Raw genomic sequence first — 26338 nt, forward strand, 5'->3', positions numbered from 1 at the left:
TCTGATATTCTGAATTAGAATCAGGACAAAAGAAAAACCGGAAGAAAGGATCAAGTTTTCTTCCGGTTTTTATCCTGAATAACAGGATACTTTTAGGGTAGATTAATTACTAAATCCAGGATAAAGTGCATCATTACCGAATCCGGGAACTTGTTCCAACATCCCATTTGAAAGATCGATTTGTCTCTGTGGAATAGGGAAGAAACCTTTGGTTTCATCATAACGAGCGCTATAACCTTTGCTATTAAGCCCGTTAAATACATCAGGATTTCCAAAGTTATAAACTGGTGTTCCCATCTGAGTCTCAAGTGCAGTTTTGGTGTAGTCTGCACCCCAACGACGCATATCGTTCCAACGTAATCCTTCAAAAGCAAGCTCATGATGACGCTCCTTTTGAATATTTTCCAACGAATATGCTACCGGATCAAGGTCAACACGACCACGTACTTCATTCATGTATGACGCGTCTTCGGTTAACTCAGACATCATCAGTAATACATCGGCAAAACGGATGAAAACCAAATCATCACCATGCGATAACTGATTATTGTCTTGATTACCGTACATGATGACGCTGTAATCATTCTTAATTGAGCCGTCAGGAGCTTTTGCGGTGACACCGTTATATTTCTTACCCCAATAATTACTTTCCATCACAAAATCCCATTGACCTTTTGCATAATTAGGAAGCTCAGATTCAATATCAATTACAGAAGCCCAAAGACGGATATCGTCTGGCTCATCAATCATCCACTGATCAACAATACCTTTAGGGATAGAGTTACCTTGTCCCCAACCTCCTGCAAAAGGAAATGTATTACCTAGCGATTGTAATCCTCGCAATGCAAAGAACAATTGAAACGTATTACTATAACCTCGTCGTATATCCCAATTGGCAAAGTTCGAAAACTTAAGCGCAAATACTGTCTCAGGGTTTACAGCACCATTATCAGCAGCATACAGAAGCTCTTTGCCTGTTTGCTCCATATAATCAGTCATGTAAGGATAATCATTTATTGTCAAAGAATTTGTATAAGGCCAAAGTTCGTGATAATCGTCAACCAAATAATGTCCGCTGGCACTTATGCATTCTCCCAACCAAGACGTAACTTCAGCCTTGGTAACACCAGGGAGTGAAGTCTCTTGGTAAAAACCAGTATAAAAAAGCCACACACGAGCCATTAAGGCTTGAGCTGCCCAAACAGTTACACGACCTTCCTCTGTTGAAGAATAAGGCACTTGGGGCAATATTTCAATGGCTGTTTTTAAGTCTAAAGTTATTTGCCCATAAATCTCTTCAGTACTCGCAGCGGGCAAATTAGCTTCTTCCGTGGTTATTTTTAGCGGCACATTTCCAAATAGAGTCGCCAAACGGTAGAAAAAGAAAGCTCTTAAGAAAAGGGCTTCTCCCTTGTATTGATTTTTCAGTTCGGGACTCACAACAATGTCACTTAGAAGATCCATATTTTCAAGGGCAAAATTTGCGCGGTGAATTCCTTCGTAAGTAACTTCCCATGTATGAGACAACATTTCAGGATCGGAATACATCATGGCCTCGTATGATTGAGCCTTAATGTCGTTAACGCCACCGCCGCCCAACTTTTCGTCACTGGCCACTTCACAAACAAACAAGTAACTTTGATCTACATTACGCTGTTCGTTATTCATGGTAGTATAAATGCCTGCCATCATTTGTTTGGCATCATCTGCAGTCTGCGGAAAGTTATCTGAAGTTTTTTGAGTAAGTGGCTCCACATTCAGAAAATCCTCTGAGCAGCTACCCAAAATCGTAGCAGCAATGATTAAATATGCTATTTTTTTCATAATCATCTAAAATAAGTTTATTAGAATTTCAAATTAAATCCTACCATATAAGTTTTTGGAGCAGGATAAAAACCTAGATCAATACCTTGCACAAAACCTTGTTCATCACCATAACCTACCTCAGGATCTAAGCCAGAATAGTCGGTAAAAGTAAATAAGTTACGTCCTGCCACGAACATACGAGCTTGCGACAATGGCAATTTAGGTAACAGCTTTTTAAAGTCATAACCAAGGGTTATATTCTGAATTTTAACAAAGTCACCATCTTCAATGTATAGCTCTGATATATTTAACCGGTTGGTTCCATTACCTGGAGTCATGCGAGGAATCTTGTTAGAAGTTCCTTCACCGGTCCAACGACCCAAAATGTCGGTGGTATAGTTATGGAACTCGTTGTCGCCAAAAGAACGATACGACTTCAGTATTTGATGACCAAATGCACCATTACCACTTAATGAGAAATCGAATCCTTTATATGCTAGGTTAAGGCTAAAACCAATTCTAACATCCGGATGAGGATTACCAATCATGGTTTTATCTTCTGCAGTCACCTCACCGTCACCATTGACGTCAGAGAAAATAACATCCCCTGGCTGAGGGTTTGACTGTAGAAAGCCATGAGTCCAGTCCGCAATTTGTTGTTCATTCTGGAAAATCCCTTCTGTTTTGTATCCGTAGAAATAGCCTGCAGGCATACCATTTTCAACTCGCCAAACCGGGTCGGTACCTTGTGAAATAACATTTGGGTCACTTGCCAGAAAACCAGTATTGTCACCAAATTTAGTAACTGTATTTGTATTTTTAGAGATATTAAATTGGGCACCATAAGTGAATTCGCCCACATTGTCATTCCAGCGCAATGCCAATTCAAATCCTTTGTTTTCGATATCGCCAGCATTGGCAAAAGCAGCAACAGGACCCATAACATCTGAAATGTTAGGACGAACCAACCAATCCTTTGTGGTCTTGACATAATAATCGAACGAACCCTGAAGTCTTGAGCTTAGGAAATGGACATCCAAACCAATATCCAATTGCTCAGAAGTTTCCCAAGTGATAGCAGGATTTGGGAGTACAGAAGGATAACCACCCAGTTGCATTTTAGATCGATCGTTTCCGAATCTGTAATTGTTTTCAGCATCAAAACCAATAAGGCTCAAGTACTGGTAAGAATCAACATTTTGATTACCGTTTTGTCCCCAACTGGCTCTTAACTTCAAGAAATCAACAACTCCATTGTCTTTCATAAAACTTTCTTCGGTTATAACCCAACCGCCCGAAACTGATGGGAAATATCCCCAACGATTGCCACTTGGAAAATTAGAAGATCCGTCAGCACGCATCACCAAAGTAAGCAGATACTTTTCGTTAAAGTTGTAGTTGACCCTTCCAAAGTAGGAAGCAAGAACTCCAGGATCATTAGGTGCCCCCTCAATACTCGTTATACCTGATGTTAACCCATCGGTATTGTCAAGATAAGCGTATTTATAACCAATAAAAGTTGGATTGGCATTGGTGACAGACATATTGGTGCCATATCCCCATTTTTCAGCAGATTGTCCAACCAACACATCAAAATTATGTTGATTCACTTTAAACTTATAATTCAATGTGTTTTCAAGAGTCCAACGGTATCCGCTGCCTGCATTTTGTATAATCCGACCGGGGGTCATAAATGCATCCCCAGCCAAAAAATATTCAGGTTGGTAGCTTCGGTAAGCATCGGCATGCATTCTGTATCCAAAGTTAGTTTTCCAAATCAACCCTTTAATTGGTTGAATTTGTAGATAGGCATTGCTATTTAGGTTGTAATTCATGGTCTCATTTTGTCCACGATTTAAATCCATCAAAGCCTTTGGGTTATATACACGCGACGATAGTGCAGAAAGGCCTGAAGCATCATTATCTGCTTGTGCCCAATACTCGCCTTCAGCATTGTATGCAGGCACCAAAGGGTTTCCTGTCATCATGTTGCGGATGTCGTTGGAATACATGCCTCCTATGGCAATACCACTTCTTTCGCGATAGCTGTAGTTTAAAGTTTGACCCATTTTAATGATGTCCAATCCACCTTTCTTATATAAAACATGGTCGCTGTTCAAACGCAAGGTATACCTGTCGCTTGTTGGCTGAACGGGTTTTCCCAAAGTACCTTCTTCTGACGAATAAGAAAATCCCATTGCGAATACTGAGTTTTCAGATCCACCGGTAATGTTAATAGAATGGTTTTGAATGGGAGCATTCTTGTTCTCGATTTCTTTCATATAGTCGGTTCCTTGCCATCCATTTTGAACATCCTGGTATAAACCGGGAATGATGGAAGCGAAATCAAGGGGATCTTTTCCTGAAACCACACGCTCCTCGTTGTAAATATCCATAAACTGCTGAGCATTCAACAAATCAGGCATTTTATAAACATTCTGAACGCCATAAAACCCATCATATGTCACCAATGTACGTCCTTTTTTACCACTCTTGGTGGTTACCAAAATAACACCGTTGGCAGCCCTGGATCCGTAAATAGCAGCAGAAGCCGCATCCTTCAACACATCGATCGATTCGATATCCGAAGGGTTGAGGGTATTGATATCGCCACCAGCAACACCATCAATCACATAAAGCGGATTTGAATCACCAATAGTACCCAAACCACGAATATTCACTTTAAAACCTTCACCTGGCATGCCCGATGCCTGGGTAATGTTCACCCCTGGAGACATCGTCTGAATAGCATCTAATGCCTGAGTCGAATTCTGTCGCTGTAAATCATCTGATCCAAGTGAGAGGTTGGCACCGGTCACCAGTTTCTTCTTTTGTACACCGTAACCAATCACCACCACTTCGTCCAAGTCAGCGATGTCAGGTACCATGTTCACATTTATAGTAGTTTGTGTGCCAACTGTAATTTCTTGTGACTTCATTCCTATAAACGAGAACACCAATATGGCATTGTCGTCAGTAACTGTTATTAAGTAATTACCATCCAAATCGGTTATCAGACCGTTGTTGGTTCCTTTTTCAAGAACTGTTACCCCGGGAATGGGCTCGTTCTCATTGTCGTAAACCTTACCGCTCACCTTTTTTTGGGCAAACATAGCAAAGCCTACAAACAAAAAAAGAAGCAAAATGAGATTTCTTTTTTTCATAAAATTTTGGTTTTAATCATTAAGTAATTATTTGTTAATTTTAATTAGAAAATGTTAATTCTAAAGTATACTTTTCCCCTATTACTCAGTTTTAATATTGGATATAGTTATTAAGATTTTAGATATAAGAGCAATGTGTACAACAGATAGATGTTTTTGAAAATACACTTTAAAGAAAAGTATAAGCCAGATGAGCTTTTATTGATAAAGACTTGACTGTAAATAAGAATTCAATTTCATATTTAGCCTTCTTAATACATTAACCTCTCCCATCGTAAACTCAACGATGCAATAGCTGCCAAAGGAAATAATACTCTCAGCTGAAAGTGTCGTGGTGGTCGCCGATAGAGCATATGTTGATTTTGAAAACCTCTACAGGTGGCATAAAGGCAATAGTTATTTTGTTGTTCGCTTAAAGAAATCTGTCAAGTTAAAACATCTTGTCGAACAGGATCTTCCAGAAAGCCGACATCAAATCAACCAACAAAACATACAACTAATCACCAACCAGTTTACTTGGACAGCAAACACGATATCAGATTTATATAAAGCCAGATGGGAGATTGAGCAATTTTAAAGATATAAATTAGTTGTTGAAAATCAAGTCCTTCTAGGAACATTACCCAATGCCGTTTTAATACAGATTTGGACAGCAATAATAACAGAATAAAATAAAAAGTGTCTATTAATATATAACTTATTTATTAAATTCCTTTTAACCCGCCTATTTAATCAGTATAATGATGTTTATTGAGTTCTTTTTACCGAACTATAATTCAGATAAAGAATTTCGAATTTAATCAATTTCTATAAGTATAGACTGTATCGACGGATTCGGTTCAAAAAGCGAATACAATCACTCTTTTAGCCAGCATAGACTTTTTCAGCACCATGTGATTAATCATATTCGAAGTAGTAAGCGGCTAGCGGTTGTTTATTTCTTTATAGAAGACATTATCGCGTTATCTATTTCATTAAAATTAAATGGTTTTCTGAAATATTTCAATATTAGATTGGACTCTAGTGCCTGTTGAATTTCATCTGTAATATCATATCCTGTTAAAATATAATATTTAACATGTGGATATTTTACTTTTGCTTTTTTAATAAATTCTATACCAGTCATTATTGGCATTTTCATATCACTTATTATAATTAAAATATCTGAATGTTTTTCCAAAATTTCTAGGGCTGCACTTCCACTTTCAGCAATAATTACTTCATATTTTCTATTGAAATTTAATTTGAATAATTGAAGGTTTAATTCTTCATCATCAACATACATTATTTTTATGTCATTGTTCATTTCTTATACTTTTGGGTACTTTTATTAAAACTTTACTTCCTTTATTTAATTCAGATGTGATTTGCAATTCACCATTGTGTTGTTCGATTATTGAATTTGTAATTGCCAAACCCAGCCCAGTGCCTTTACCAGGATCCTTTGTAGTAAAAAATGGGTCGACAACTCTTCCTAAGTTATCATTCGAAATACCACAGCCGGTATCGGTTATAACAATTATAAGATTGTCATCTACCACATAAGTTTCGATTTTAATATCGCCTTTTTGTTCTATAGAATCAATTGCATTTGAAATAATATTTATAAATACCTGATGAAGTTTATTTGTATTACCTTTTGTAATTAATACATCGTCATTGTAATTTCTAACTATCCGTATCTTATCTTTAAATTGACTATTAAGCACACTGAGACAATTATCTAAAATTGAATGAATATCACATTCGTCTTCATAACTGTTATTGCTTCTGCTTAACTGATTTAATTCTTTAACAATATCAGCTGCACGTTCAACGCCAGTTTTAATTCCTTGGAGGAATATAGAGATTCTTTCATCCTTTTCAATATCAGATGTTTTAAGCTCGTTAATTAGGCCTATATATCCGCCCATAATATAGTTGAGTGGATTATTAATTTCATGTGCAATACCTGCAGTTAAAACACCTAACGAAGCCAATTTTTCAGATTGAATTAATTGTTTTTGTGTAGCTTTCAAGTAATTCAATGTATTTTCTATTTCTTCTTTTTGTTCCTGTACTAATTTATTTTTTTCTGAAATCAATTCATTCTTAAAATTCAATTCCTCATTTACGGTTCTTAATTCTTCATTTCTAGCTTCCAATTCACAAGTTCGATCTGCAACTAATTGTTCTAAATTTTCATTCTGTTTTACTAAATTATTATGAAGCTGAGAGTTCTGAATTGCAACCGACAATTGGTTAGCAACAGTTTGACCAAACTCGATTTGTTTTTCAGAGTAGTTTTTTGATTCTTCACATGCAGTTAGAATTAAAACACCTAAAGTTTTTTCCCCCTTAATAAATGGCAGATATAATAAGGACCGAGCTTTACTCAGATTAATAATATCTTGCTCTGTTTTTGAAAATATTTCAGCTTGAGTATCGGAAATAAATAAAGGTTTTTTCGTTGATATTGCAGTTTCAATATGAGGATGATCCAAGAGATTGGCTCTTCTAAAAATATCAGGCAATTTGGGATCAATAGTTGGAGTTGCAGCCATTAGATATAATTTTGTTTCATCTTCCAAAATATAAATGGCAGCTTTTTCTATTTCCAACAATTCTGACATCCCATTACTGATTATCTGCAAAACCTCCTCATAATCGATGGCATTAATAATACTTTGACTTATTTTCGTTATTATTGATAATTTACGAAAATCTTGAGAATTATTATCACTACTGTTTATAAAAAAATCCTTCATTTCACAATTTAATATTTATTTTTCTTTTAATTCTCAATATTTTTTTTAAAAATATATCTGCATTAATTGGTTTTCATAAATATAAACTCGTTATGTTTTCCATATCTCTAAAGTAAAGTCCACTTTCCTATGCTGCATTTTTTTGGTACTGCAATCAATGGTGCAATGGATTCTTCCAACTTCTTTTGCTCCCCAACCAGATCTGTCCTAAATAAAGCCTATTAGGCTCCAGTTTCCCAGAGCGAATATTTTTATAGTGCCTAATCATAAAAATACTAATTGGCTATGAACAAATTTAACCTTGTTTGCTCAAATTATTCAAACTTTAAGCAGGAATTCTTTTTATACCTAACAGAAACGCACCAAACGAACAAACATAACAAGGGCATTGATAGTTGGACGCATTTGATAACCATGCTTTTTTGCCAGTTTTCCAAACTGACTTCCTTAAATGATGTAACTACTGGCTTAAAATCTGCTTCAGGTAACTTAAACCATCTTGGTTTAAGAATCTCTCCATCAAAATCTTCTTTGTCATACCAAAATAAAAACCGTGAATAGCAGTTGTTTCAGGATTATTATTTTGAGTTATTGCACAAGCTATCAGGAATAACTCAGTTTAGGCAAGCGCGATTTCGTATCAAATCAAAAATATTGCTATTGGATTCCACAACAATATCATTGTGTCTGAACCTGTTTGATTGGGCAAAATACAGGAAGAAAAAAGGGGCAATAAAGCTTCATACTTTACTAGATTTTGATGGCTGCCTTCCTGTATACATTAACCTCTCCGATCGTAAACTCAACGATGCAAAAGCTGCCAAAGGAAATAATACTCTCAGCTGAAAGTGTCGTGGTGGTTGCCGATAGAGCATATGTTGATTTTGAAAACCTCTACAGGTGGCATAAAGGCAATAGTTATTTTGTTGTTCGCTTAAAAAAATCTGTCAAGTTCAAACGTCTTAACAAACGAGAGCTTCCAGAAAGCCGACATCAACATATACTTGTGGACGAATACATTGAACTAGAGGATGCAAAAACCTATAGTAAGTATCAATAGTTGTTCGAATTCTATTTGCCGTCTTTATATAGGATTGTGGAGTACAAGAAATACTGATCAGTAAAACTAGAATAGGTATGAATTAGTATATTCTTATAAAATTCTGAATTTAGCATATTTCAATTATACTTAAAACTATACTTATCGCCAACTTTGGTATCAAATCCAATCGTTTTTTCATTGTACTTTAAAGAGCATCTATTACCAATTTTTGAAAGAACTTCTACTTCTATCAGTTTACCATTCCTCCACTTCATTGAAATTTCAAAACCACCTCTGGCACAAATTCCGGATACCTGACCGTCAGACCATACATCGGGTAAAGCTGGTAATAAAAGTATCTGTTCTTCATTTGATTGTAATAACATTTCAATTACACCAGCAGCACCACCAAAATTACCATCTATCTGAAAAGGTGGATGAGCATCTAATAAATTGGGATAAGTGCCACCGCCGCCACCATAATTCACGTTTTCGGCACCATGGGGAGGCACATAGGTCAGCAATTCACGATAAAGCTTATAGGCTCTGTTACCATCCCAAAGTCTGGCCCAAAGGTTAATTCGCCAGCCTTTTGACCACCCGGTAGTTTCGTCACCTTTTATTTCAAGTGATGTTCGGCAAGCTTCAGCTAAATCCGGTTTAGTTAACGGAGTAATATGATTTCCGGGATGCAATCCAAATAAGTGTGTCTGGTGACGATGTTGAGGTTCAGCATCTTGCCAATCGTGATACCACTCCTGAAGATTGCCCTTTTTTCCAATCTGATAAGGGTATAATTTGCTTAGGGCTCTACTCATACTATCTCTCAAGGAAGCATCAATATTAAGTATTTGAGAAGCCTTGATGGTTTGTCCAAAACATTCGCGTATCATAGCCAAGTCACTAGTAGCCCCATAAAGTGTTGCACCTTTGAAACCATCAGGGGTAATATAAGTATTCTCAGGAGATGTTGATGGTGAAGTAATAAGGTATCCATTTTTATCTTCAACTAACCAATTAAGACAAAATTCGGCTGCTCCCTTCATTAGCGGATAGGCATAATTACTAAGAAATGTTTTATCACCCGTATATAAATAATGATCCCAAAGGTGAGTTACTACCCAAGTTCCACTCATATTCCAGCAAGCCCACATGGGATCTCCGTAACCAAAGTCTCCAACTGGATTACTCATTGCCCAAATATCGGAGTTATGGCAAGCTGTCCAGCCCTTATCAACCCCGTAAAATGTTTTAGCCGTAACTTTACCTGTTTCAGCCAGATTACCAATAAAATTTAAAAATGGCTGATGCATTTCTGAAAGATTTGCGGACTCAGCTAACCAGTAATTTTCTTCCACGTTGATATTCATGGTATAATTACTGCTCCAAGGAGGACGAAGGTAAGGATTCCAAATTCCTTGCAAGTTAGCCGGAACCTGATCGGTTCGAGAACTGGAAATCAGCAAGTACCGGCCATACTGAAAATATAAAATTTCCAAGCCCTTATCTTCTGCTCCCTCTGTATATTTGATTAAACGTTGATCTGTAGGCAACTCAGGGCTATTACAATCGCCTAGCTCCAGTTTAACCCTGTTAAAAAACGATTGATAATCCTTTATGTGATCTGATTTTATGGCTTTATAATTTTTCTTTGTCGCCTGATCCATTAATTGTTCAGCAATAGTCTGGTTATCCAATCCCTGGCTGGCTGGATTTTTATCAAAACCATTAAAACTAGTAGCCGTACAGATATACAAGGTCACTTCATTGGCATCACTCACCCGCAAACAACTATCCGCTACAATAATCTCTCCTCCATCATTTAAAACGCTAAAATGAGCTGAAAATCTTGTACCTCGACTCTCTTCAAAGCGAACCGGATTGTCACTACCCCAATAGTTTGGTACAGTATAATATGGAGCATATCCAGACACTTCTAATGTAATTTCATTAGCCACACTTTTAAATTTTAACTGGCTATCAAATTTCAGATTAAAATTTAGTGCATTTTTCTTATCAGCGGATAGCTTTATTACCATCACCTTATCAGGATTGGACACCATATATTCGCGATGATATGTTACCCCATCACTCTTATAATTAACTTTTGCAACAGCATTGCTAATATCTAATTCCCGATAATAATCTTCAAGGTTTTTTTGGTTACTAAATTCGAGATACATGGTACCAAGTGGAGCATACGATTGGGAGAATTTACCTTGGATTTTTTTATTCAGTTGTTCGGCTAATTTATAGTCTTCGTTTTCTAATGCTTTTCTGATAGCGGGAATATTTTTAAAAGCTCTGGGATTCATATATCTATCCACGGGTTCTCCACTCCACAAAGTGGCATCGTTAAGATGAATCTTATCAGTATGAACCCCACCAAATACAGTTGCACCTGTTTTGCCATTACCTATAACTAAAGCCTCTTCGAAGTGAATAGCGGGCTTATCGTACCATAGTTTTAAATCGTTATCAATGTTTGAACTATTGCAACCAATCAATAGTATAGTGGCTAAGATATTGAGTAAGATCCTTTTCATACATAATATTTTTTGAAGCCAATGAATTCCAATCAAATAATTCAGAGCACCCAGTTAAAACTGTCGCTCTGAATTACACGTTCAATCAATCGTAACTTGATGAAAACTACAATTAAAAATATAACTTGAGGTACTTCATAGCTTTATTTATTAATTTAAGGGTATAATCTTGGCAGCAAAACCTCCTCTTCGAAGCATGCTTACATTAAGTACTGAATTACTATCAATTACCATGTGTTTCATTGAAAAAGTTTGATCGTGCTCTCCATCAGCAATCAATGTTAGTTTGTATTTACCACTAATAGGCAAAAAATCGAATTTGACAGTTTGTTTTTTTTCCTTCGAATCAGAATTGATACCACCAACATACCAGGCATTACCTTTTTGGCGAGCCACAACAGCAAATTGCCCCGGATAACCGTCCAGCAACTTTATATCATTCCAACTACAAGGTACAGTTCTAAGGAAATTTTTAACAAAATAGGGTAATCGATTATACCCTTCAGGACGATCAGCCATATGTTGAATGCCGGACTCAAACACCACACTAAGTGCTAATTCGTGAGCATAAGAAGTGATGTGCGTATATTGAGAGTTGGTAAAGGTTACAGGAGTATAATCCATTGAACCAACTACATTGCGGGTAAATGGCAAAGTAGTATTGTGCTCTGGTGCTGTTGTTGTAAACTCCGGCCCGTTATTGTACCATTCGGCACCGCGAACTCCCTCATAAGTCATCAGGTGAGGGTAAGTACGCTGCCAGCCACGCGGCACTAGACATCCATGAAAATAGACCATTATTTCAAAACGGGCTGCATCTTCCAGTATATCCAGGTAATAGTTAATCATATTCTGTTTTTCACTTTCAAAAAAGTCAACTTTTACACCTGCAATACCCATCTCTTTAAGTTTCCTAAACTCAGCCATTCGGTTTTCGTGTGTGAGCATCCTGTCTTTAGGCGTTGCACCAACCCATGTATGATCGCCACCAGAGTTATACCAAATCAACGGTTTTAAACCCAATGAATGAATATAGCTCAGTGCATCATTTAGATTACCTCCATTGCCCATGGCATCCCACTCCCAATCGAGCAGTGTATAGGGCCATCCCATATCGGCAGCCAAATCAGCAAATTTACACACAACCTGATAGTCTCTTGTACCATGATTATTCGACCAATAATTCCAGGATGATAATCCCGGTTTAATCCAGCTTGCATCCGTTAATACTGAAGGAGATGAAAGGTCATCAATCAAGGTTGATTCAACAATATCGGCCAAACTACCAACAATAATACTTCTCCAGGGTGATTTCCAGGGTAATGTTATTGATGGAAGTATGTGGCCTGTACCTCTGCCATTCCATTCATCAGGAAAAGTGAGTTTATAAACATTTCCATCTTTAAAATTTGTCAATTTGGTTCCGCAGTAGTTTCGATCAAGGTCTGCTTCATGAATCAGAAACCAGCAAAGACTGTCGGGACTCTGAAACAGTGCCGGATAGCACCAATCCTGTTGCACGCTTCCATCCAGCATGCAAGAATAAAGACCTTCGTTTGCAGGATTAAACTTCTCTAACCATCGTTTTGTGCTATCCGAAACAGAATAAGCTGTTAGTTCATCATTTATGATATAACTACCTTGCTTATCCGGAAATTCATATCGGAAAGCAATTCCATCGTTATAAGTTCGTAAAAACAGATTCAGTTTTGTTTTTTGTGGAGTGATAAAATTAAGGATAACTTCATTCCCATCATTCGTTCGATTAGATCGTTTACCATGTCTGGAAGCATAGCCTTCATGTATAGCATGGGTTTTACTCGTCTTAACCAGTTTTAATTCTTTTGAAAATACCTGATCTTCTCTTTCCAAGCCCAAATCAATACGTGGAATTATTTCTTTATAATGCTCACCAACAAGATACTCTACTTTTAAATACCAATTACTATAATCACTTTTCTGATGGTTTATTAATTGAAGTTGAAGTTTTTTATTGGGAGAGTTAATTGTAGTCCTGGCAAAACTATTAACAACTCCAAGAAGCAGAATAATAATCAGGGTATTTGAAAGTCTCATTACGCTACTTTTAAAAAAATTGATTCCTTATAAAATGGAAATTCTAAGTTTTTTTAGATCCGCATCTTTTGAACTAGTTCCATATAGGATTTCAAATTCTCCTTCGGTAACAGTCATTCTTCGCTGTGACCAATCGTAGAACTCAAACGATGATGAGGGTATTTCAATGGTAGTTTTGACAGTTTTACCCTTTGATACTTCAACCCGTTTAAAAGCTCTCAGATTTTTAATCGGTCCTTCCAAATCATCAACTTTGCGGATATAAACCTGCACTATTTCGGTACCATTGCGTTTTCCCGCATTGGTTACAGGAATAGTTAGTTGCACAGACTCATTGGCATGGATAGTACTTTTGTCAACTTTAGCCTCTCCAATATTGAACTGTGTATAACTTAAACCAAACCCAAACGGAAACAGAGCTTCAGTTGTATAACGATAGGTTTTTCCTTTCATTGAATAATCCTCGAAATCACCAAGCTTTTCAGAGTTTTCATAGAAAGTTACAGGTAACTTTCCTGAAGGGTTATAATCGCCAAACAACACGTCAGCAACCGCCAGACCACCCGATTCGCCTGGATACCAGGCCTGTAAAATGGCATCGCAACTCTCTGTTTCAGGAGCCAATGCAATAGCCGATCCTGAGCAATTCACGAAAATCACTTTTTTGCCTGCTTCTTTCAAAGCCTTCAAGCAATTACGCTGTACCGATGGTAGTTCGATATTTGTTCGGTCTCCACCTTTAAAACCCGGATAATTAACCGGCATTTCTTCTCCTTCAAGGTTACCGGATAATCCTCCAACAAAAATTACATCATCAACTCCTTTTAACTTATTGATCAGGTTTGTATAATCAACATCTATTTCTTTACCAAAGTCAAATTCAATATTAGCCTGCCAGTTATTTGACTGATTATAGAGAATTTGAATTTTATATTTCTGTCCGGCCTCAACCCTAAAAGGCATTCGTGATGACAGTGTTCTCCAATTGTTATACTTTTTAATGGTTTCACCATTAACCAATAATTCAAAATAACCGGTTGCTCCGCCCTTAAAAACAATTTCTTCACTAATCTTTGGAATAAACTCAGTTTCGTATACAGCCGAAAAACCTTCGAGTTTTACCCCTGATGCAAATTCGTGTTGACCTGCCGTGGTCATTTTTATAGGGTTTACAATTTGTTGAGTTGTTACAATATCTCCTTCTCGATTTGGATTATTCCAGTAAGTTGCTTTAAAACCTGGGTTACCATCAACCGAACACTGACTAAAGTAACTAACGGTTACCTTGTCTTCAACCAGATCACAAGCCTTATCATACAAAATTTTGTTTGTTGTTATTTTAGTTTGTATTCCTTCAAGAATTGAAATAGTACGCACTGGTGTCCCATTATAATTCCCCCACAACATAGGTTCGTCGTTGGCATTAGGACCAATAACAGCAATTTTTTTACTCTTTTTCGACAGAGGTAACACATTGTTTTTATTCTGTAGAAGAGTCATGCTTTGCCTAGCCATGTCAAGGGCAAGCTGACGATGTATCTCATTGTTAAGAACTGATGCAGGAATTTGCGCCCAAGGTACAATCGAATCATTATCAAAATCACCAAGATCAAAACGGCCAACCAAAACACGCATCAGACTTTTGTCAATATCTTCCTCTTTTATTAAATCTCGCTCAACAGCTTCGGGAAGGTTCTTAAATGGGTAATTCTCCCATACGCATTCAACGTCGGTACCCGAAAGTACCGCTTTAGAAGCTGCGTGAACCGCATCGGAAGATACATTATGAGTGGTGAAAAAATCGGTCACTGCCCCACAATCGGAGACGACCAAATAATCAAAGCCCCACTCATCGCGAAGAATACGCTGCAGTAAACGTGTATTTCCGCAGCAAGGTTCATCATCTAAACGCTGATAGGCGCACATAACCTGCCTGACATCAGCCTCTTGAACTAACGCTTTAAAAGCGGGCAGATATGTTTCGTATAACTCACGAGGATTTACATTATTCAAATTCAGCTCATGCCTGCTCCATTCGGGACCTGAATGGACAGCATAATGTTTTGCACAAGCCAACAATTTGCGATATTTCGCATCTTCAGGTCCTTGCAATCCTTTTACCACAGCAACACCCATACGCGAAGTAAGGTATGGGTCTTCACCATATGTTTCCTGTCCTCGCCCCCATCGAGGGTCTCTAAAAATATTAACATTAGGCGTCCAAACTGAAAGACTCAAGAAGCGTTTATTTTCATTACCAGCCTGTATCCATTGATGATATTTCGCTCGTGCTTCATCCGAAACTGCATCATATATACGATATAATAATTCATCGTTGAATGATGCTGCCATTCCGATAGGCTCAGGAAAGACAGTAACACTATCATTATTTGCATAGCCATGCAGAGCCTCGCTCCACCAGTTAAATCGTTTAACACCCAATTCAGGTATCGGATCAGACTGGTCGCACATTAGGGCGGCCTTTTGGTCAAGTGTTAGTCTTGAAATTAAATCTTTTGCCCTTTCTTCTGAGCTCAGGTTTGAATTTTGATATGGAAACTGGGCTTTAACTGTAAAAACAGTTAAAGCCATAGTCACCATTAAAATTTGCCTAATATTATTCATTGAGTATTATTTAAAAGTCTCTGTTTTTTTAAACTAATCAACAATGGCATCATTAGCTGACGTTGCATATAAGCCCAACAAACATCCAGTAAAGCCACCTGCTACATCAGTTGAAAGAATATCTCCCGATACAACTCCACCTACGTTAATAAAATCATTCCCGTTTATTGAATAAGAGAAATTATAATTATCACCCTCAGCAGACACTTGCAAATCAATAGGTTTTAAAATGTCTATTTTTGTTGAAGATATAATCTCAGAACTTAATTCTTTTTGAAATCGATTTTTGAAATTTCTTTGTAAAAGCAAATAGTAATCTTTTCCTTTTTTAGTTACACCAAAAACATAATTGGAGTTTTCGTTTTGCAAACAAACAATACCTGCCAAATCATTTTCACTTGTTGGTTTATAACTCATTGTAGCGGAATATGAAAAGCTACTGTGCATTTGACGATAAAACAATGTTGAAGTCGGTTTCACTTCCTTTATGTTGGTATCAAATGGTTTAATCCTGATTCCGTTTGCTACTTTTTCAATAAACTTTTCACGAGGGCCTCTTAAACCAATCCATCTGTAGTCTAAATTTTCTCCAGAAAAATCCTCTTCATATGTAAAGTTTCCGTTTGGAAAAAATCCATTAACTCCGGTTTTATTTTCAACACCTTCTGGCAGGGGTAATTTAGGCTCTAATGGCACTAAACCGTTTTCAAAAACAGGCCATTCACCCGACCAGTCAACGGGTAAGATAAAGGTTTCACGACCAGTATTTACACGCTGCTTTTCGTTAGGGCGTATTGCTAAAAATACACCGTAGTGTTTTCTATCAGGACCTTCAATAATATCTGCATGTCCAGCCCAATCCACTTTGTTATCTCGGATTTTATTAAAATACCTTTGTGTAAGAATAGGATTACTAGGAGCTGGAATATAGGGACCTTTGGGATTATCTGCTTTGAAAATCACTTCGCTATGCCAACCTCCAGTTCCACCTTCGGCACACATCAAATAATATTTTCCATCTTTTTTATACATATGCGGTGCTTCGATCCAAATTGGTTTTTTAGCTAAATCAACACCTCCATCTACAATAATCTTATCAGTTCCTTCAATTATTTGATCATTTTCAATATCGTACTCCCAAATTTTTATGACACGATGACCAACATATAATTCTTTACCCTGGTCAGGAGCATCATTGTGCACAACATAAGCCTTACCGTCGTCATCAAAGAAGATCGATGGGTCAATACCGTCAAATTTTAATTTGATAGGATCACTCCAATTCTTTTTCAAAGGATCCTTGGTCTTTACAATAAAGTTACCCAAACCACCGGTAAACCCGGTGGTTATCATGTAAAAAGTATCATTGTATTTGTTATAGGTAATACCAGGGGCATATATTCCGGCACTAATACCACAGTCGGATACATCTAGTTGTGATTCACGGTTTAACACTCCACCAAGGTCTGTCCAGTTAACCAAATCTTTAGAATGAAAAATAGGAACACCAGGAAACATGGCAAACGATGAACAAACCATAAAATAATCCTCACCTTTTTTAGCTATGGCAGGGTCGGGGTAACAACCTTGCAGGATTGGATTATAAAACTCATTCCCATTTAAGGGGGTGTTACTATACACTTCGTCTGTACCCTCATAAGTAAAGGCTGAAAAGACTGGGGCATTCGTCACTTTATCTTTCTTAACCGGTTGTTTCGCATATACTTTTAAAGTCATTAGTAATGCAATTAGTGTCCATATTGTCTGCCGGGTATTCTTCATTGTCTACAATATTTTTTTTAATACAAATTATTATTCATAAAGCCATATTGGCCGATGCTATTAGTTGAAGTATTGAATATCTATCCTACAAAATACACAAACCTCATTTGGAGTAAAACTAACTGATAGAAAAGGGTTACTATTTAAATCTTAGATATTCCATCTATAATTTCGGATATTTCGTTTGAAGTTCGCTTTAAAACATTGACCATGTACAATTATTGCTAAAGAATCATTAAGGAAAATATATATCAGAAAGAGTATAATAAAGCTACGATGCCAATTAAACCTTATGATATAAAAAAACCTTCTAATCCACGACCAATAAAAGTCACTTAGATTAGAAGGTTTCTGCTTTACTCCTTTATTAATTTATTGCATAGATAAGACTAGATCATTCCATTGATAGTTTCAATCTGACCATCTTTGTCGTAATGCAGTTCAATGACTTTTAAGCTTCGTAACCAGGTTTTGCCATCAGATGGAACACAATCGTGATAAAACAAGTACCATTTATCTTTAAACTCAACAACACAATGATGTGTGGTCCAACCAACTACTGGCGTTAAAATAACCCCTTGATAAGTAAATGGTCCATACGGATTATCACCAATGGCATAGCACAGTTTGTGAGTATCTCCGGTTGAGTAGGAGAAATAGTACTTACCTTGGTACTTGTGCATCCACGATGCCTCAAAAAAACGGCGATCGTGGTCACCTGCAGAAATTACATCACCTTTTTTATCCAAAATAATCACTTCTTTAGGTTCTTCGCCAAACTCGAGCATATCATCACTCAACTTTACAACTCTCGATGGCAATGCCGGTTCATCGTCATTAGGCTCATGCCCGCATTCAATGGCTTTATTGTTTCTGTATCGCTGCAATTGCCCACCCCACAAACCACCAAAATACATGTAATGCACACCATCTTCATCTTCAAATATACAAGGGTCAATTGAATAACTTCCTTTCATTGGTGCTTCTTGGGGAATAAAAGGACCTTCAGGTTTATCACTAACTGCCACTCCAATGCGGAAAATGTCGGTTTGATCCTTTAACGGAAAATATAGATAATACCTTCCGTTTTTATAAGCTGCATCACAATCCCACAACTGACGTCCTGACCACGGAATATCTTTCACATCGAGACCGACACCATGGTCTGTAACATCTCCTTCAATATCATCCATTGAAAAGATATGATAATCGCGCATATCAAAGTGATCACCATTATCGTTTTCGGGTATGCCCGACTCAACATCGTGTGAAGGATAGATATATAACTTGCCATTAAACACGTGTACAGCCGGATCGGCAGTGTATAAATGAGGCACAAGGTATCTTGGTTCTTTCATTCTGAATATTTTTATTGTTTTTCTTATACTTACTTCGTCTGCTTAGCCAAATCAATCAATTTTTCAACTACAGATTTGGGTTGATTTTCCCGGTCAAATAACAAAGGATAATCTGTCCGTCCCCTAACCGGAAAGTTATTTTTCCAAGATGTTTTATCATTGACACCCCAAAGCGTAACCCTTGTTATGTCATCTGAATGTTTTAAAAACAGGTTGAAAAAGTCAAGCATTCGTGAATCCCATTCATCTTGTTTCTCCTGCGGAACATTTCCATCTTCATATGGGTTAATTTCCTTGCGATATTCGAAATTTGTGGATATATCTGCGCCAATATCACCAAATCTTGGCTTGGGTAAAATGGACATATCCAACTCAGTTACCATTACTTTCATGCCCTCATTGGCATAAGCTGTTATGGCTTCCTCGTATTCTTCGATAGATGGACCTTCCATACCAATATGTCCCTGCATACCTATTCCGTCAATGCGAATACCATTGGCCTTAAATTTTCGAATCATTTCCACTATTGCATCACGCCTTCCCGGGTACCATTCGTTATAGTCGTTATAATACAGCTCAGCATCAGGATCGGCTTCGTGGGCAAACTGAAAAGCCAATTTAATAAAGTCTTCACCAACAATCTGGTAGAACTTACTTTTACGAAAGGACCCATCTTCAATAATTGCCTCATTTACTACATCCCAGCCTTTAATTCTACCTTTATAACGCCCCACTACTGTTTCAATATGAGTTTTCATACGGCCAATTAAAACCTCACGTGTAACATCGTTTCCCAAGCTATCGGTAAAAAACCATCTAGGAGCCTGCGAATGCCATATCAAGCAATGACCGGTGATGAACATGTTGTGTTGCTCACCAAAATCAACAAATTTATCGGCCAGTGAAAAATCAAAAACCCCTTCTTCCGGCTGTATTTCTCCACTTTTCATACAATTCTCGGCAACGATGGCATTAAAATGTTCTTTTGCCACATTTAAGGAAGCGGTATCACGACCCGTAATTTGCCATTCATTAAGAGCTGTACCAATATAGAATTTACCAGCAAAAGCATCTTTCAGCGTTTCCTTATTTGCTTGCTGTGGTCCGTTACATGCAATCAATTGCAACGCTGCAAGAACAAGTAATAAGGGTTTATATTTCACTTTTTTCATTTTGTCTGTATTTTATTGAATTACTGTTATTTTATTGTTTTTATTCTTCATTTCGCCTTGCCATCAAATCTTTTTCGAGCTGCACTTCCATTTTTTTATTAATTACATAAAAGAAAAGCAATCCGGTAGCCACTAAGAAAGGAATTGATGGAAAAACACTAACCAGCATCTTTGCTCCAACACTAACCGATTCGGGCTGAATAATTTCCCTACCAGCATCCAACAATTCTTTATGCACATATCCATACAAACCAAGAATCCAGGCAACCAATGCTCCACCAATTGCCAATCCGGCTTTTAAACCAACCATCATGGCAGAAAATATAATAGCTGTAGCTCGGCGGTTATTTCTCCATTCGGAATAATCTGCAACATCGGCAATCATTGCCCAAAGAATTGGAATGGTAATACCGTAAAAGAAACCGTGAAAAATCTGAGATGTAAACATTAGTACCACACTTTGTGCGGGAAAAACATAAAAAGCAAGAATGAACAAGGTTGAAACAAACAATCCACTTATATACACATCCCGTTTACCATATTTGTCGGCCAGTTTTTTAGAAAAAGAAATACCCACAATCATAAAGATGATACCACCAGCATTAAATAGTCCGAAACCTGCAGAAGTTGGATCAGAGCCAAAGAAGTTGAGTCCGATAGCAGATAAAACCTTCAGAATGGGTTGAATGAATTTTTCTAACGCAATTGCATCAACGTAGTTGTTAAAATAATAAACATACGCTCCTCCCTTCATTGCCAGGGTGATAAAAATAAGAATGGTCACCGTGAGCATAATGATCCAAGGTCTATTTTTTACAAGATCCGAGATATCTTCTTTTAGAGTTGAATTTTGTTCGGGTTTGGGAACAATTCGTTCTTTGGTTGTAAAAAAGGTAATAATCAACATAATAGTTCCAGTAATAGCCAACCAGGTCATTACTACCTCCATTCCTGCTGCTTTATCGCCACCACCTGCATATTCGATAATTGGCAACATAAAAACCTGCACGAAAAACTGAGCAAACATCACCGCCACAAAACGATAAGAAGAGATACTGTTACGCTCACCCATATCACCTGTAATTACACCACTCAAAGCTGAATAGGGTAAATTGCTCCCCGCATACAACAACAATAATAAAGTATAGGTTGCTGCAGCATAAAACAGTTTACCCTGGTATGAGAAGTCGGGTGTTGTAAAGGCTAATAATGCCACTACTCCCATCGGAACCGATGTATATAAAATCCATGGTCGAAACTTTCCCCATCTAGAATTTGTTCGGTCAGCTAATGCACCGATGATCGGGTTAAACAAAAAGGCTGCAACGAGACCTACAACGAGCATAATTACAGAGGCATCGTTGTTTTCAAGTCCATAAATATCGGTATAGAAATAAGCTAAATAGGTAATCAAGGTTTGAAAAACCAGATTGGCTGCCAGATCACCAAGACTATACCCGATTTTTTCGACAACAGAGAGCTTATGAGAAATTGTTTTCATTATTTAGTTTATTAATTTATGTTTTCGGTTGTAAAAGGGGAAGCTGGAAGCCCCTCTTTATTTTTCAGATTTGCATTTGCCGGATTATCCTCCCAGGCGTATCGTACTATTTTAGGAACGGTAATTCCTGAACTCCACACCTTTACAGTATTATAGCTCATTACCACTGCATTAGCCCATACGAAGCGACCATCCTCTCCAGCAATCTGAAATCCTTCTAAGAGGCTGTTGGCATATAGGCCCTGCCCGACTGATTTAAATGTGAGGATGATACTACCATCTTCGGTTTTCATCGACTCGTACAAAGGCCCGGAACTAACAATCGAACTGTCGTTATAAGCAATACGCTGAGCCTCGAGAAACAAACGTCGTGCTACTTCCTTTTTATTTAAAGGGTGAATGTCGTTCCACTCTCCAATATCGAAGGTAACCGCCATACCTGTATTTAACAGTTCTAATGTGCGACGCTGTGCATCACGAACTTCAGCCCAGCCACTATTTACTGTTTCCTTTTGGGGAACACCCAAATTAGCCAACTGAGCATACAAGAATGGTAATTCGGGCTGAGAAAAATTTGTCCGCCAATCCTGAATCATATTTTTAAACAGTTGCTCGTATTCCTTTCCGCGACCAGTGTTTGATTCACCTTGAAACCAAATTACCCCTTTTAACTTGTAATTTAGAGCCGGATTAATCAAACTGTTATACAAGCCTCCGGGCATAAAACCGGGACCACCAGGTAATTGGGGCGGATTAAGAGCAGCCCCTATATGATATTTCCATTCACCTGTTAAATCGATTACTTGTGCATCTACTCTCAACTCGTAGGGTTTTTCTTCGACGAAACCACCACGACCTCCATGACTAAATACCCGCACCATCAACTTGTTCTTCCCAGTTTTAAGTACTCCTTTGGGCACTGAGTAAATACGTGGAGGATATCGGTAAGTTATGTTTCCAACAAAAACACCGTTTATGAAAGATGAGTCACTGTCAATAATGCACCCTAGACGCAGAATAGCTTCTTTTGCAGCCAACGAATCGGCCACCTCAAATTCCTTGCAAAACCAAATCGATCCATTCCTCAACTGAACACCTTTGTCTGACCAATATCCTGGTAATGATATTTGCTTCCAATCCGAAATATCAACATCATCTTTTGACCATTTACCGGCACCAGGGTCATTTTCATTCACCTCATAACCCCAATTGTATGCTAGTTTTTCAGGCTCTTCTTCTTTTATCTTTGCCCGAATAAAATCACTATGTGCCTTCTTTGCAGTCCAGTCATCAAGGTATTTCTCAACCTTAGCTTTACTTAACCACGATTCAGCAGGTGAACCTCCAATGGCGGTACTGATAATACCTATTGGTACCTGATATTTTTCATGCAGATTGTTGGCATAGAACCATGAAACAGCCGAAAACTCACCAATATTTTTTGGTGTTGCAGACAGCCATTCTCCATCGGGATAATCAGATTGTGCCTTTTTTTCATCTTTCCTAGTTGAAGAACGAAACAATCGGATATTGGTATTATTTACTTGCTTGATTTCATCGGCATACAAATCCATTACCCTACGAACAGGTAATTCCATATTCGATTGCCCGGATGATAACCATACATCACCAACTAGAATATCGATCAATTCGATATCGTTAATTTTCATAGTATAAGGACCGCCAGCCTCCGTTGGGGCAAGCTCCAGTGTCCAATTTCCGGCTTTATCAGCTTTGGTTTTATAGGTTTTATCTAAAAACTCTATTTTCACTTTTTCAGAGGGATCGGCCCATCCCCATATCTTTAAAGATTCGTCACGCTGAAGAATCATGCCATTACTCACAAGACGAGGAAGTTTAACCTCAGCCTGTGAACTGAAAGATAATATTCCAAGAACGAAAATAATAAGTAATCGAGATGTAATTTTGTATCGATTCATTTCTTATATTTTTGATAGTTTGCTCTGAGGGGCACCCAAATAGCTAGGTTTTAATCCGCCTGTATCAATGAGTATTTTCTGAAAAACAATTCCCGGTTCGAGTACACGAACTCGAATTCGGTGCATGCCAATCTGGTCAATTCGATGTTGTATTGTTGTTTTAATAATCCTTTCAGCTTGCCATTTCCCTAGCTCACCTTTATAATGACCATTGAAATTAACAACCTGTTCTTCGCCTCCGTCAAAAGAAACAGCATAACGTAAACCCTTATTGGAGTTAAAGTTCAAAGTTGGAGACATCAATACATGTATATTGAATTTACCGGTCGATTTAAAATCAACGCTATATTCCAGATAAACCGAATCGGTTGCGGCAGGATATATATTTTGAGGGAAGGTAGTAACGCCTGATTCGGTTTTACCCAAATCGGGTATTACCTGCCAATTGATTTCACCAGTTCCTTTAGCTATTTGATAATTAACAGCTTCGATAGAGACATAACCATCAGATTCACAAAAGGCAAGTTCAGAATTTGGAATTACCGGCTCTTCAACCCTTATCACATCAGGCATTGTATTTCTGCGTGGTTCGGCCCATGTTTTATAGCCAATCCGTATCTGATCCATTTGGTGAATCCATTTGCCGTCAGCGATTTGCTCATTATAATGAACGGTCAACAGCGAATCTCGATCAAAGCATTCTTTCACAACATCAGCCCAGTAATTTGCTTCCGGATCGTTTTCAGCCGCCAGCTGACGGTTTTTCGCCACAGCATAATACATTTCGTAAAGGTTGCAACTGGCATTTGTGGGGAAAAGTATCAACTGGTCGAAAGCATCTTTATATTCGTTTGGAATGAAGTTATAAATTCGTAATGCATCCAGTGTTAAATCGCGATAATCATTACGTACTCGTTCGAACTCATTATAGTTTTCGAGACTGAATGTTCTATGATCGAGTAACTCAGGTGTAACCCGGTGGTTGTATTTAGTATACAAATTTAGAATACGGGCTGCATCTTTGGCATATTTTTCACCAAACTGTTCGGCACACCAGTCAACAGTATACTCATATAAATTTTGTGAATTAAAAGCTGTCGGATCCCAAGCCATATCCAGAAAAAAGGTAATCGGAAACTCCATTGGTTTTAAGTCGCCCACATTTAACACCCAAATGCGATCAACACCATGACTATAGGTCAGGTTCATTTGCTCCCAAATCCGTTGAATCTGGCTCACATTAATCCATCTGTAACTTCTCGGACCTCCGACATAATCGACATGATAATACATACCATAGCCCCCTTCATGAACCGGAGCATTTACATCTGGTAATTTTCGAACATTACCCCAGTTATCATCACAAAACAACAAGGTTACATCATCAGGCACGCGCATTCCTTTATCATAATAATCCTGCACTTCTTTATATAAGGCCCACACCTGAGGCGTTTCTTCCGCTTTTTTACCGGTTACTTTGCTTATGGTTTTGCGCTGATCTTTCACAATTTTTTCTAACAACGAAATGTTAGTGCCCTCCTCCATGGCCTCATCACCATCGCCACGCATACCAACTGTTACAATAGTTTCCCAGTCTTTATTACGTTCCATTCCTTCTTTCCAGAAATCAGAAAGAACTTCTTTGTTTTTGTTGTAATTCCAGAGACCGGAACCATAACGATGCCATTCCTCTTGTGCACGACCCATTGGCTCGTGATGTGAGGTGCTCATAACAATTCCAAGCTTATCGGCCAGAGCACCATTTTCAGGATCGTCATCGAAAAATGCTTTCCCCCACATGGCCGGCCACAAGAAGTTTCCTCGTAAACGCAATGTTAACTCAAAAACATGACTGTAAAACTTTGAATTAAATCCACCAAAGGTTGCACGAACCCAACCACCTAAGGCTGGTTCTTCATCATTCAGAAAGATTCCTCTATATTTTACTTTCGGACTTTCCGTTACATAACGGCCGGCTTTCACATAAACCGCTTCGTGTTTATCAACCGGCACATCGGCCCACCAATACCATGGTGAAACGCCAATAGCTCGGGATAAGTTAAGCATAGCATAAATTGTACCTCTTTTATCACTACCGGCCAACACCAATGCTTGTTCTATGCCAGGAAAAGGATTTTCAACAACCTGAGTAAGACTTCTTTCCCACTGACCTTTAAAATCCGAAACATCAATTTTACCGTCTTTTATTAACTGATCAATCCACTTGTTTTTACCGATGGTTCCGACTAAAACCACTTGCTTAGCCTGAGGTAATTCCGATTGATAAATTTTTGCCACCTGGCCTGAAACCATTTTCAGATCATTGACAAACCAACCACCAACAACTAAAACGCCCTGATAGTCAGAATTATCTATGACAATAGGCGTCACCTTATTAGCATCCGAAACCAAAGCAAAACTTTCATCAACCTGTTTAAATGAGACGTCAGTGTTAATATTTTGCGCAAAACTTAAATTGCATTCCCATGATAAGCTTAACAACATAATGGTAAAAACCAACTTAAAAAATATTTTTTCCAAATTCATATACTTTAGTATTCTATTAATGTTAATTAAGT

17 protein-coding genes are annotated in these 26338 nt (G+C 37.8%); 4 read left to right on the forward strand and 13 right to left on the reverse strand.

Features of this window, described 5'->3' with window-relative positions; genetic code table 11:
* Positions 1–102: 102 nt before the first annotated feature.
* Positions 103–1824: a RagB/SusD family nutrient uptake outer membrane protein gene (locus tag ACRD7B_RS04465; RefSeq protein ID WP_430823273.1), complete on the reverse strand. Its 1722-nt coding sequence runs from the start codon at positions 1822–1824 to the stop codon at positions 103–105.
* Positions 1825–1844: 20 nt separating this feature from the next.
* Positions 1845–4970 (reverse strand): SusC/RagA family TonB-linked outer membrane protein, encoded by a 3126-nt coding sequence (locus ACRD7B_RS04470; protein ID WP_430823274.1) that lies wholly within the window; start codon positions 4968–4970, stop codon positions 1845–1847.
* Positions 4971–5304: 334 nt separating this feature from the next.
* On the opposite strand from ACRD7B_RS04470, the gene ACRD7B_RS04475 reads away from it, so the two are divergent.
* Complete coding sequence (locus tag ACRD7B_RS04475; protein WP_430823275.1) at positions 5305–5547, forward strand: transposase; 243 nt, start codon at positions 5305–5307, stop codon at positions 5545–5547.
* 357 nt (positions 5548–5904) lie between these two features.
* On the opposite strand, the gene ACRD7B_RS04480 is transcribed toward ACRD7B_RS04475, so the two are convergent.
* Both ACRD7B_RS04480 and ACRD7B_RS04485 read right to left on the reverse strand, forming a co-directional pair.
* A complete protein-coding gene (locus tag ACRD7B_RS04480) occupies positions 5905–6276 on the reverse strand; it encodes a response regulator (protein WP_430823276.1) in 372 nt (123 codons plus the stop codon).
* Complete coding sequence (locus ACRD7B_RS04485; RefSeq protein WP_430823277.1) at positions 6266–7717, reverse strand: GAF domain-containing sensor histidine kinase; 1452 nt, start codon at positions 7715–7717, stop codon at positions 6266–6268. The genes ACRD7B_RS04480 and ACRD7B_RS04485 overlap by 11 nt, the downstream gene beginning before the upstream one ends.
* A 285-nt stretch (positions 7718–8002) precedes the next feature.
* Here ACRD7B_RS04485 and ACRD7B_RS04490 point away from each other — a divergent pair, with 285 nt between their 5' ends.
* From ACRD7B_RS04490 to ACRD7B_RS04500, 3 genes are all read left to right on the forward strand, one after another.
* Positions 8003–8278, forward strand: a complete 276-nt coding sequence (locus tag ACRD7B_RS04490) for a DUF4372 domain-containing protein (protein WP_430823278.1) — start codon at positions 8003–8005, stop codon at positions 8276–8278.
* 120 nt (positions 8279–8398) lie between these two features.
* On the forward strand, positions 8399–8563 hold the full coding sequence (locus ACRD7B_RS04495; protein ID WP_430823301.1) for a hypothetical protein: 165 nt from the start codon (positions 8399–8401) through the stop codon (positions 8561–8563).
* Positions 8526–8777, forward strand: a complete 252-nt coding sequence (locus ACRD7B_RS04500; RefSeq protein ID WP_430823279.1) for a transposase — start codon at positions 8526–8528, stop codon at positions 8775–8777. Before ACRD7B_RS04495 ends, ACRD7B_RS04500 begins: the two co-directional genes overlap by 38 nt.
* Positions 8778–8896: 119 nt before the next feature.
* On the opposite strand, the gene ACRD7B_RS04505 is transcribed toward ACRD7B_RS04500, so the two are convergent.
* The 9 genes from ACRD7B_RS04505 to ACRD7B_RS04545 all read right to left on the reverse strand — a co-directional run bounded on the left by ACRD7B_RS04505 (position 8897) and on the right by ACRD7B_RS04545 (position 26300).
* Positions 8897–11305 (reverse strand): glycoside hydrolase family 95 protein, encoded by a 2409-nt coding sequence (locus ACRD7B_RS04505; protein WP_430823280.1) that lies wholly within the window; start codon positions 11303–11305, stop codon positions 8897–8899.
* 150 nt (positions 11306–11455) lie between these two features.
* On the reverse strand, positions 11456–13381 hold the full coding sequence (locus tag ACRD7B_RS04510; protein WP_430823281.1) for a glycoside hydrolase family 97 protein: 1926 nt from the start codon (positions 13379–13381) through the stop codon (positions 11456–11458).
* Between the two features lie 27 nt (positions 13382–13408).
* Positions 13409–16006: a xylan 1,4-beta-xylosidase gene (xyl3A, locus tag ACRD7B_RS04515; RefSeq protein WP_430823282.1), complete on the reverse strand. Its 2598-nt coding sequence runs from the start codon at positions 16004–16006 to the stop codon at positions 13409–13411.
* Positions 16007–16039: 33 nt separating this feature from the next.
* Positions 16040–17788, reverse strand: a complete 1749-nt coding sequence (locus ACRD7B_RS04520; RefSeq protein ID WP_430823283.1) for a glycoside hydrolase family 43 protein — start codon at positions 17786–17788, stop codon at positions 16040–16042.
* A gap of 389 nt (positions 17789–18177) precedes the next feature.
* Positions 18178–19146: a glycoside hydrolase family 43 protein gene (locus tag ACRD7B_RS04525; RefSeq protein WP_430823284.1), complete on the reverse strand. Its 969-nt coding sequence runs from the start codon at positions 19144–19146 to the stop codon at positions 18178–18180.
* A 29-nt stretch (positions 19147–19175) separates the two neighbouring features.
* Positions 19176–20318: an endo-1,4-beta-xylanase gene (locus ACRD7B_RS04530; protein ID WP_430823285.1), complete on the reverse strand. Its 1143-nt coding sequence runs from the start codon at positions 20316–20318 to the stop codon at positions 19176–19178.
* Between the two features lie 40 nt (positions 20319–20358).
* Entirely contained in the window at positions 20359–21819 is a 1461-nt protein-coding gene (locus ACRD7B_RS04535; protein WP_430823286.1) for an MFS transporter, read from the reverse strand.
* A gap of 11 nt (positions 21820–21830) precedes the next feature.
* Positions 21831–23759 (reverse strand): sialate O-acetylesterase, encoded by a 1929-nt coding sequence (locus ACRD7B_RS04540; RefSeq protein WP_430823287.1) that lies wholly within the window; start codon positions 23757–23759, stop codon positions 21831–21833.
* A gap of 3 nt (positions 23760–23762) precedes the next feature.
* Positions 23763–26300, reverse strand: coding sequence for a glycosyl hydrolase 115 family protein (locus tag ACRD7B_RS04545; RefSeq protein WP_430823288.1), 2538 nt, complete (start codon positions 26298–26300; stop codon positions 23763–23765).
* Positions 26301–26338 lie beyond the last annotated feature (38 nt).

It is taken from the genome of Carboxylicivirga fragile, from assembly GCF_050589805.1.
Lineage (GTDB): Bacteria > Bacteroidota > Bacteroidia > Bacteroidales > Marinilabiliaceae > Carboxylicivirga > Carboxylicivirga fragile.

Excerpts from the sequence above, each read along its gene's own strand:
- ACRD7B_RS04500 (WP_430823279.1), top strand. The coding sequence starts at position 8,526 with ATGCAAAAGCTGCCAAAGGAAATAATACTCTCAGCTGAAAGTGTCGTG.
- ACRD7B_RS04505 (WP_430823280.1), bottom strand. The coding sequence starts at position 11,305 with ATGAAAAGGATCTTACTCAATATCTTAGCCACTATACTATTGATTGGT.
- ACRD7B_RS04510 (WP_430823281.1), bottom strand. The coding sequence starts at position 13,381 with ATGAGACTTTCAAATACCCTGATTATTATTCTGCTTCTTGGAGTTGTT.
- xyl3A (WP_430823282.1), bottom strand. The coding sequence starts at position 16,006 with ATGAATAATATTAGGCAAATTTTAATGGTGACTATGGCTTTAACTGTT.
- ACRD7B_RS04520 (WP_430823283.1), bottom strand. The coding sequence starts at position 17,788 with ATGAAGAATACCCGGCAGACAATATGGACACTAATTGCATTACTAATG.
- ACRD7B_RS04490 (WP_430823278.1), top strand. The coding sequence starts at position 8,003 with ATGAACAAATTTAACCTTGTTTGCTCAAATTATTCAAACTTTAAGCAG.
- ACRD7B_RS04530 (WP_430823285.1), bottom strand. The coding sequence starts at position 20,318 with ATGAAAAAAGTGAAATATAAACCCTTATTACTTGTTCTTGCAGCGTTG.
- ACRD7B_RS04525 (WP_430823284.1), bottom strand. The coding sequence starts at position 19,146 with ATGAAAGAACCAAGATACCTTGTGCCTCATTTATACACTGCCGATCCG.
- ACRD7B_RS04470 (WP_430823274.1), bottom strand. The coding sequence starts at position 4,970 with ATGAAAAAAAGAAATCTCATTTTGCTTCTTTTTTTGTTTGTAGGCTTT.
- ACRD7B_RS04535 (WP_430823286.1), bottom strand. The coding sequence starts at position 21,819 with ATGAAAACAATTTCTCATAAGCTCTCTGTTGTCGAAAAAATCGGGTAT.
- ACRD7B_RS04485 (WP_430823277.1), bottom strand. The coding sequence starts at position 7,717 with ATGAAGGATTTTTTTATAAACAGTAGTGATAATAATTCTCAAGATTTT.
- ACRD7B_RS04540 (WP_430823287.1), bottom strand. The coding sequence starts at position 23,759 with ATGAATCGATACAAAATTACATCTCGATTACTTATTATTTTCGTTCTT.
- ACRD7B_RS04480 (WP_430823276.1), bottom strand. The coding sequence starts at position 6,276 with ATGAACAATGACATAAAAATAATGTATGTTGATGATGAAGAATTAAAC.
- ACRD7B_RS04465 (WP_430823273.1), bottom strand. The coding sequence starts at position 1,824 with ATGAAAAAAATAGCATATTTAATCATTGCTGCTACGATTTTGGGTAGC.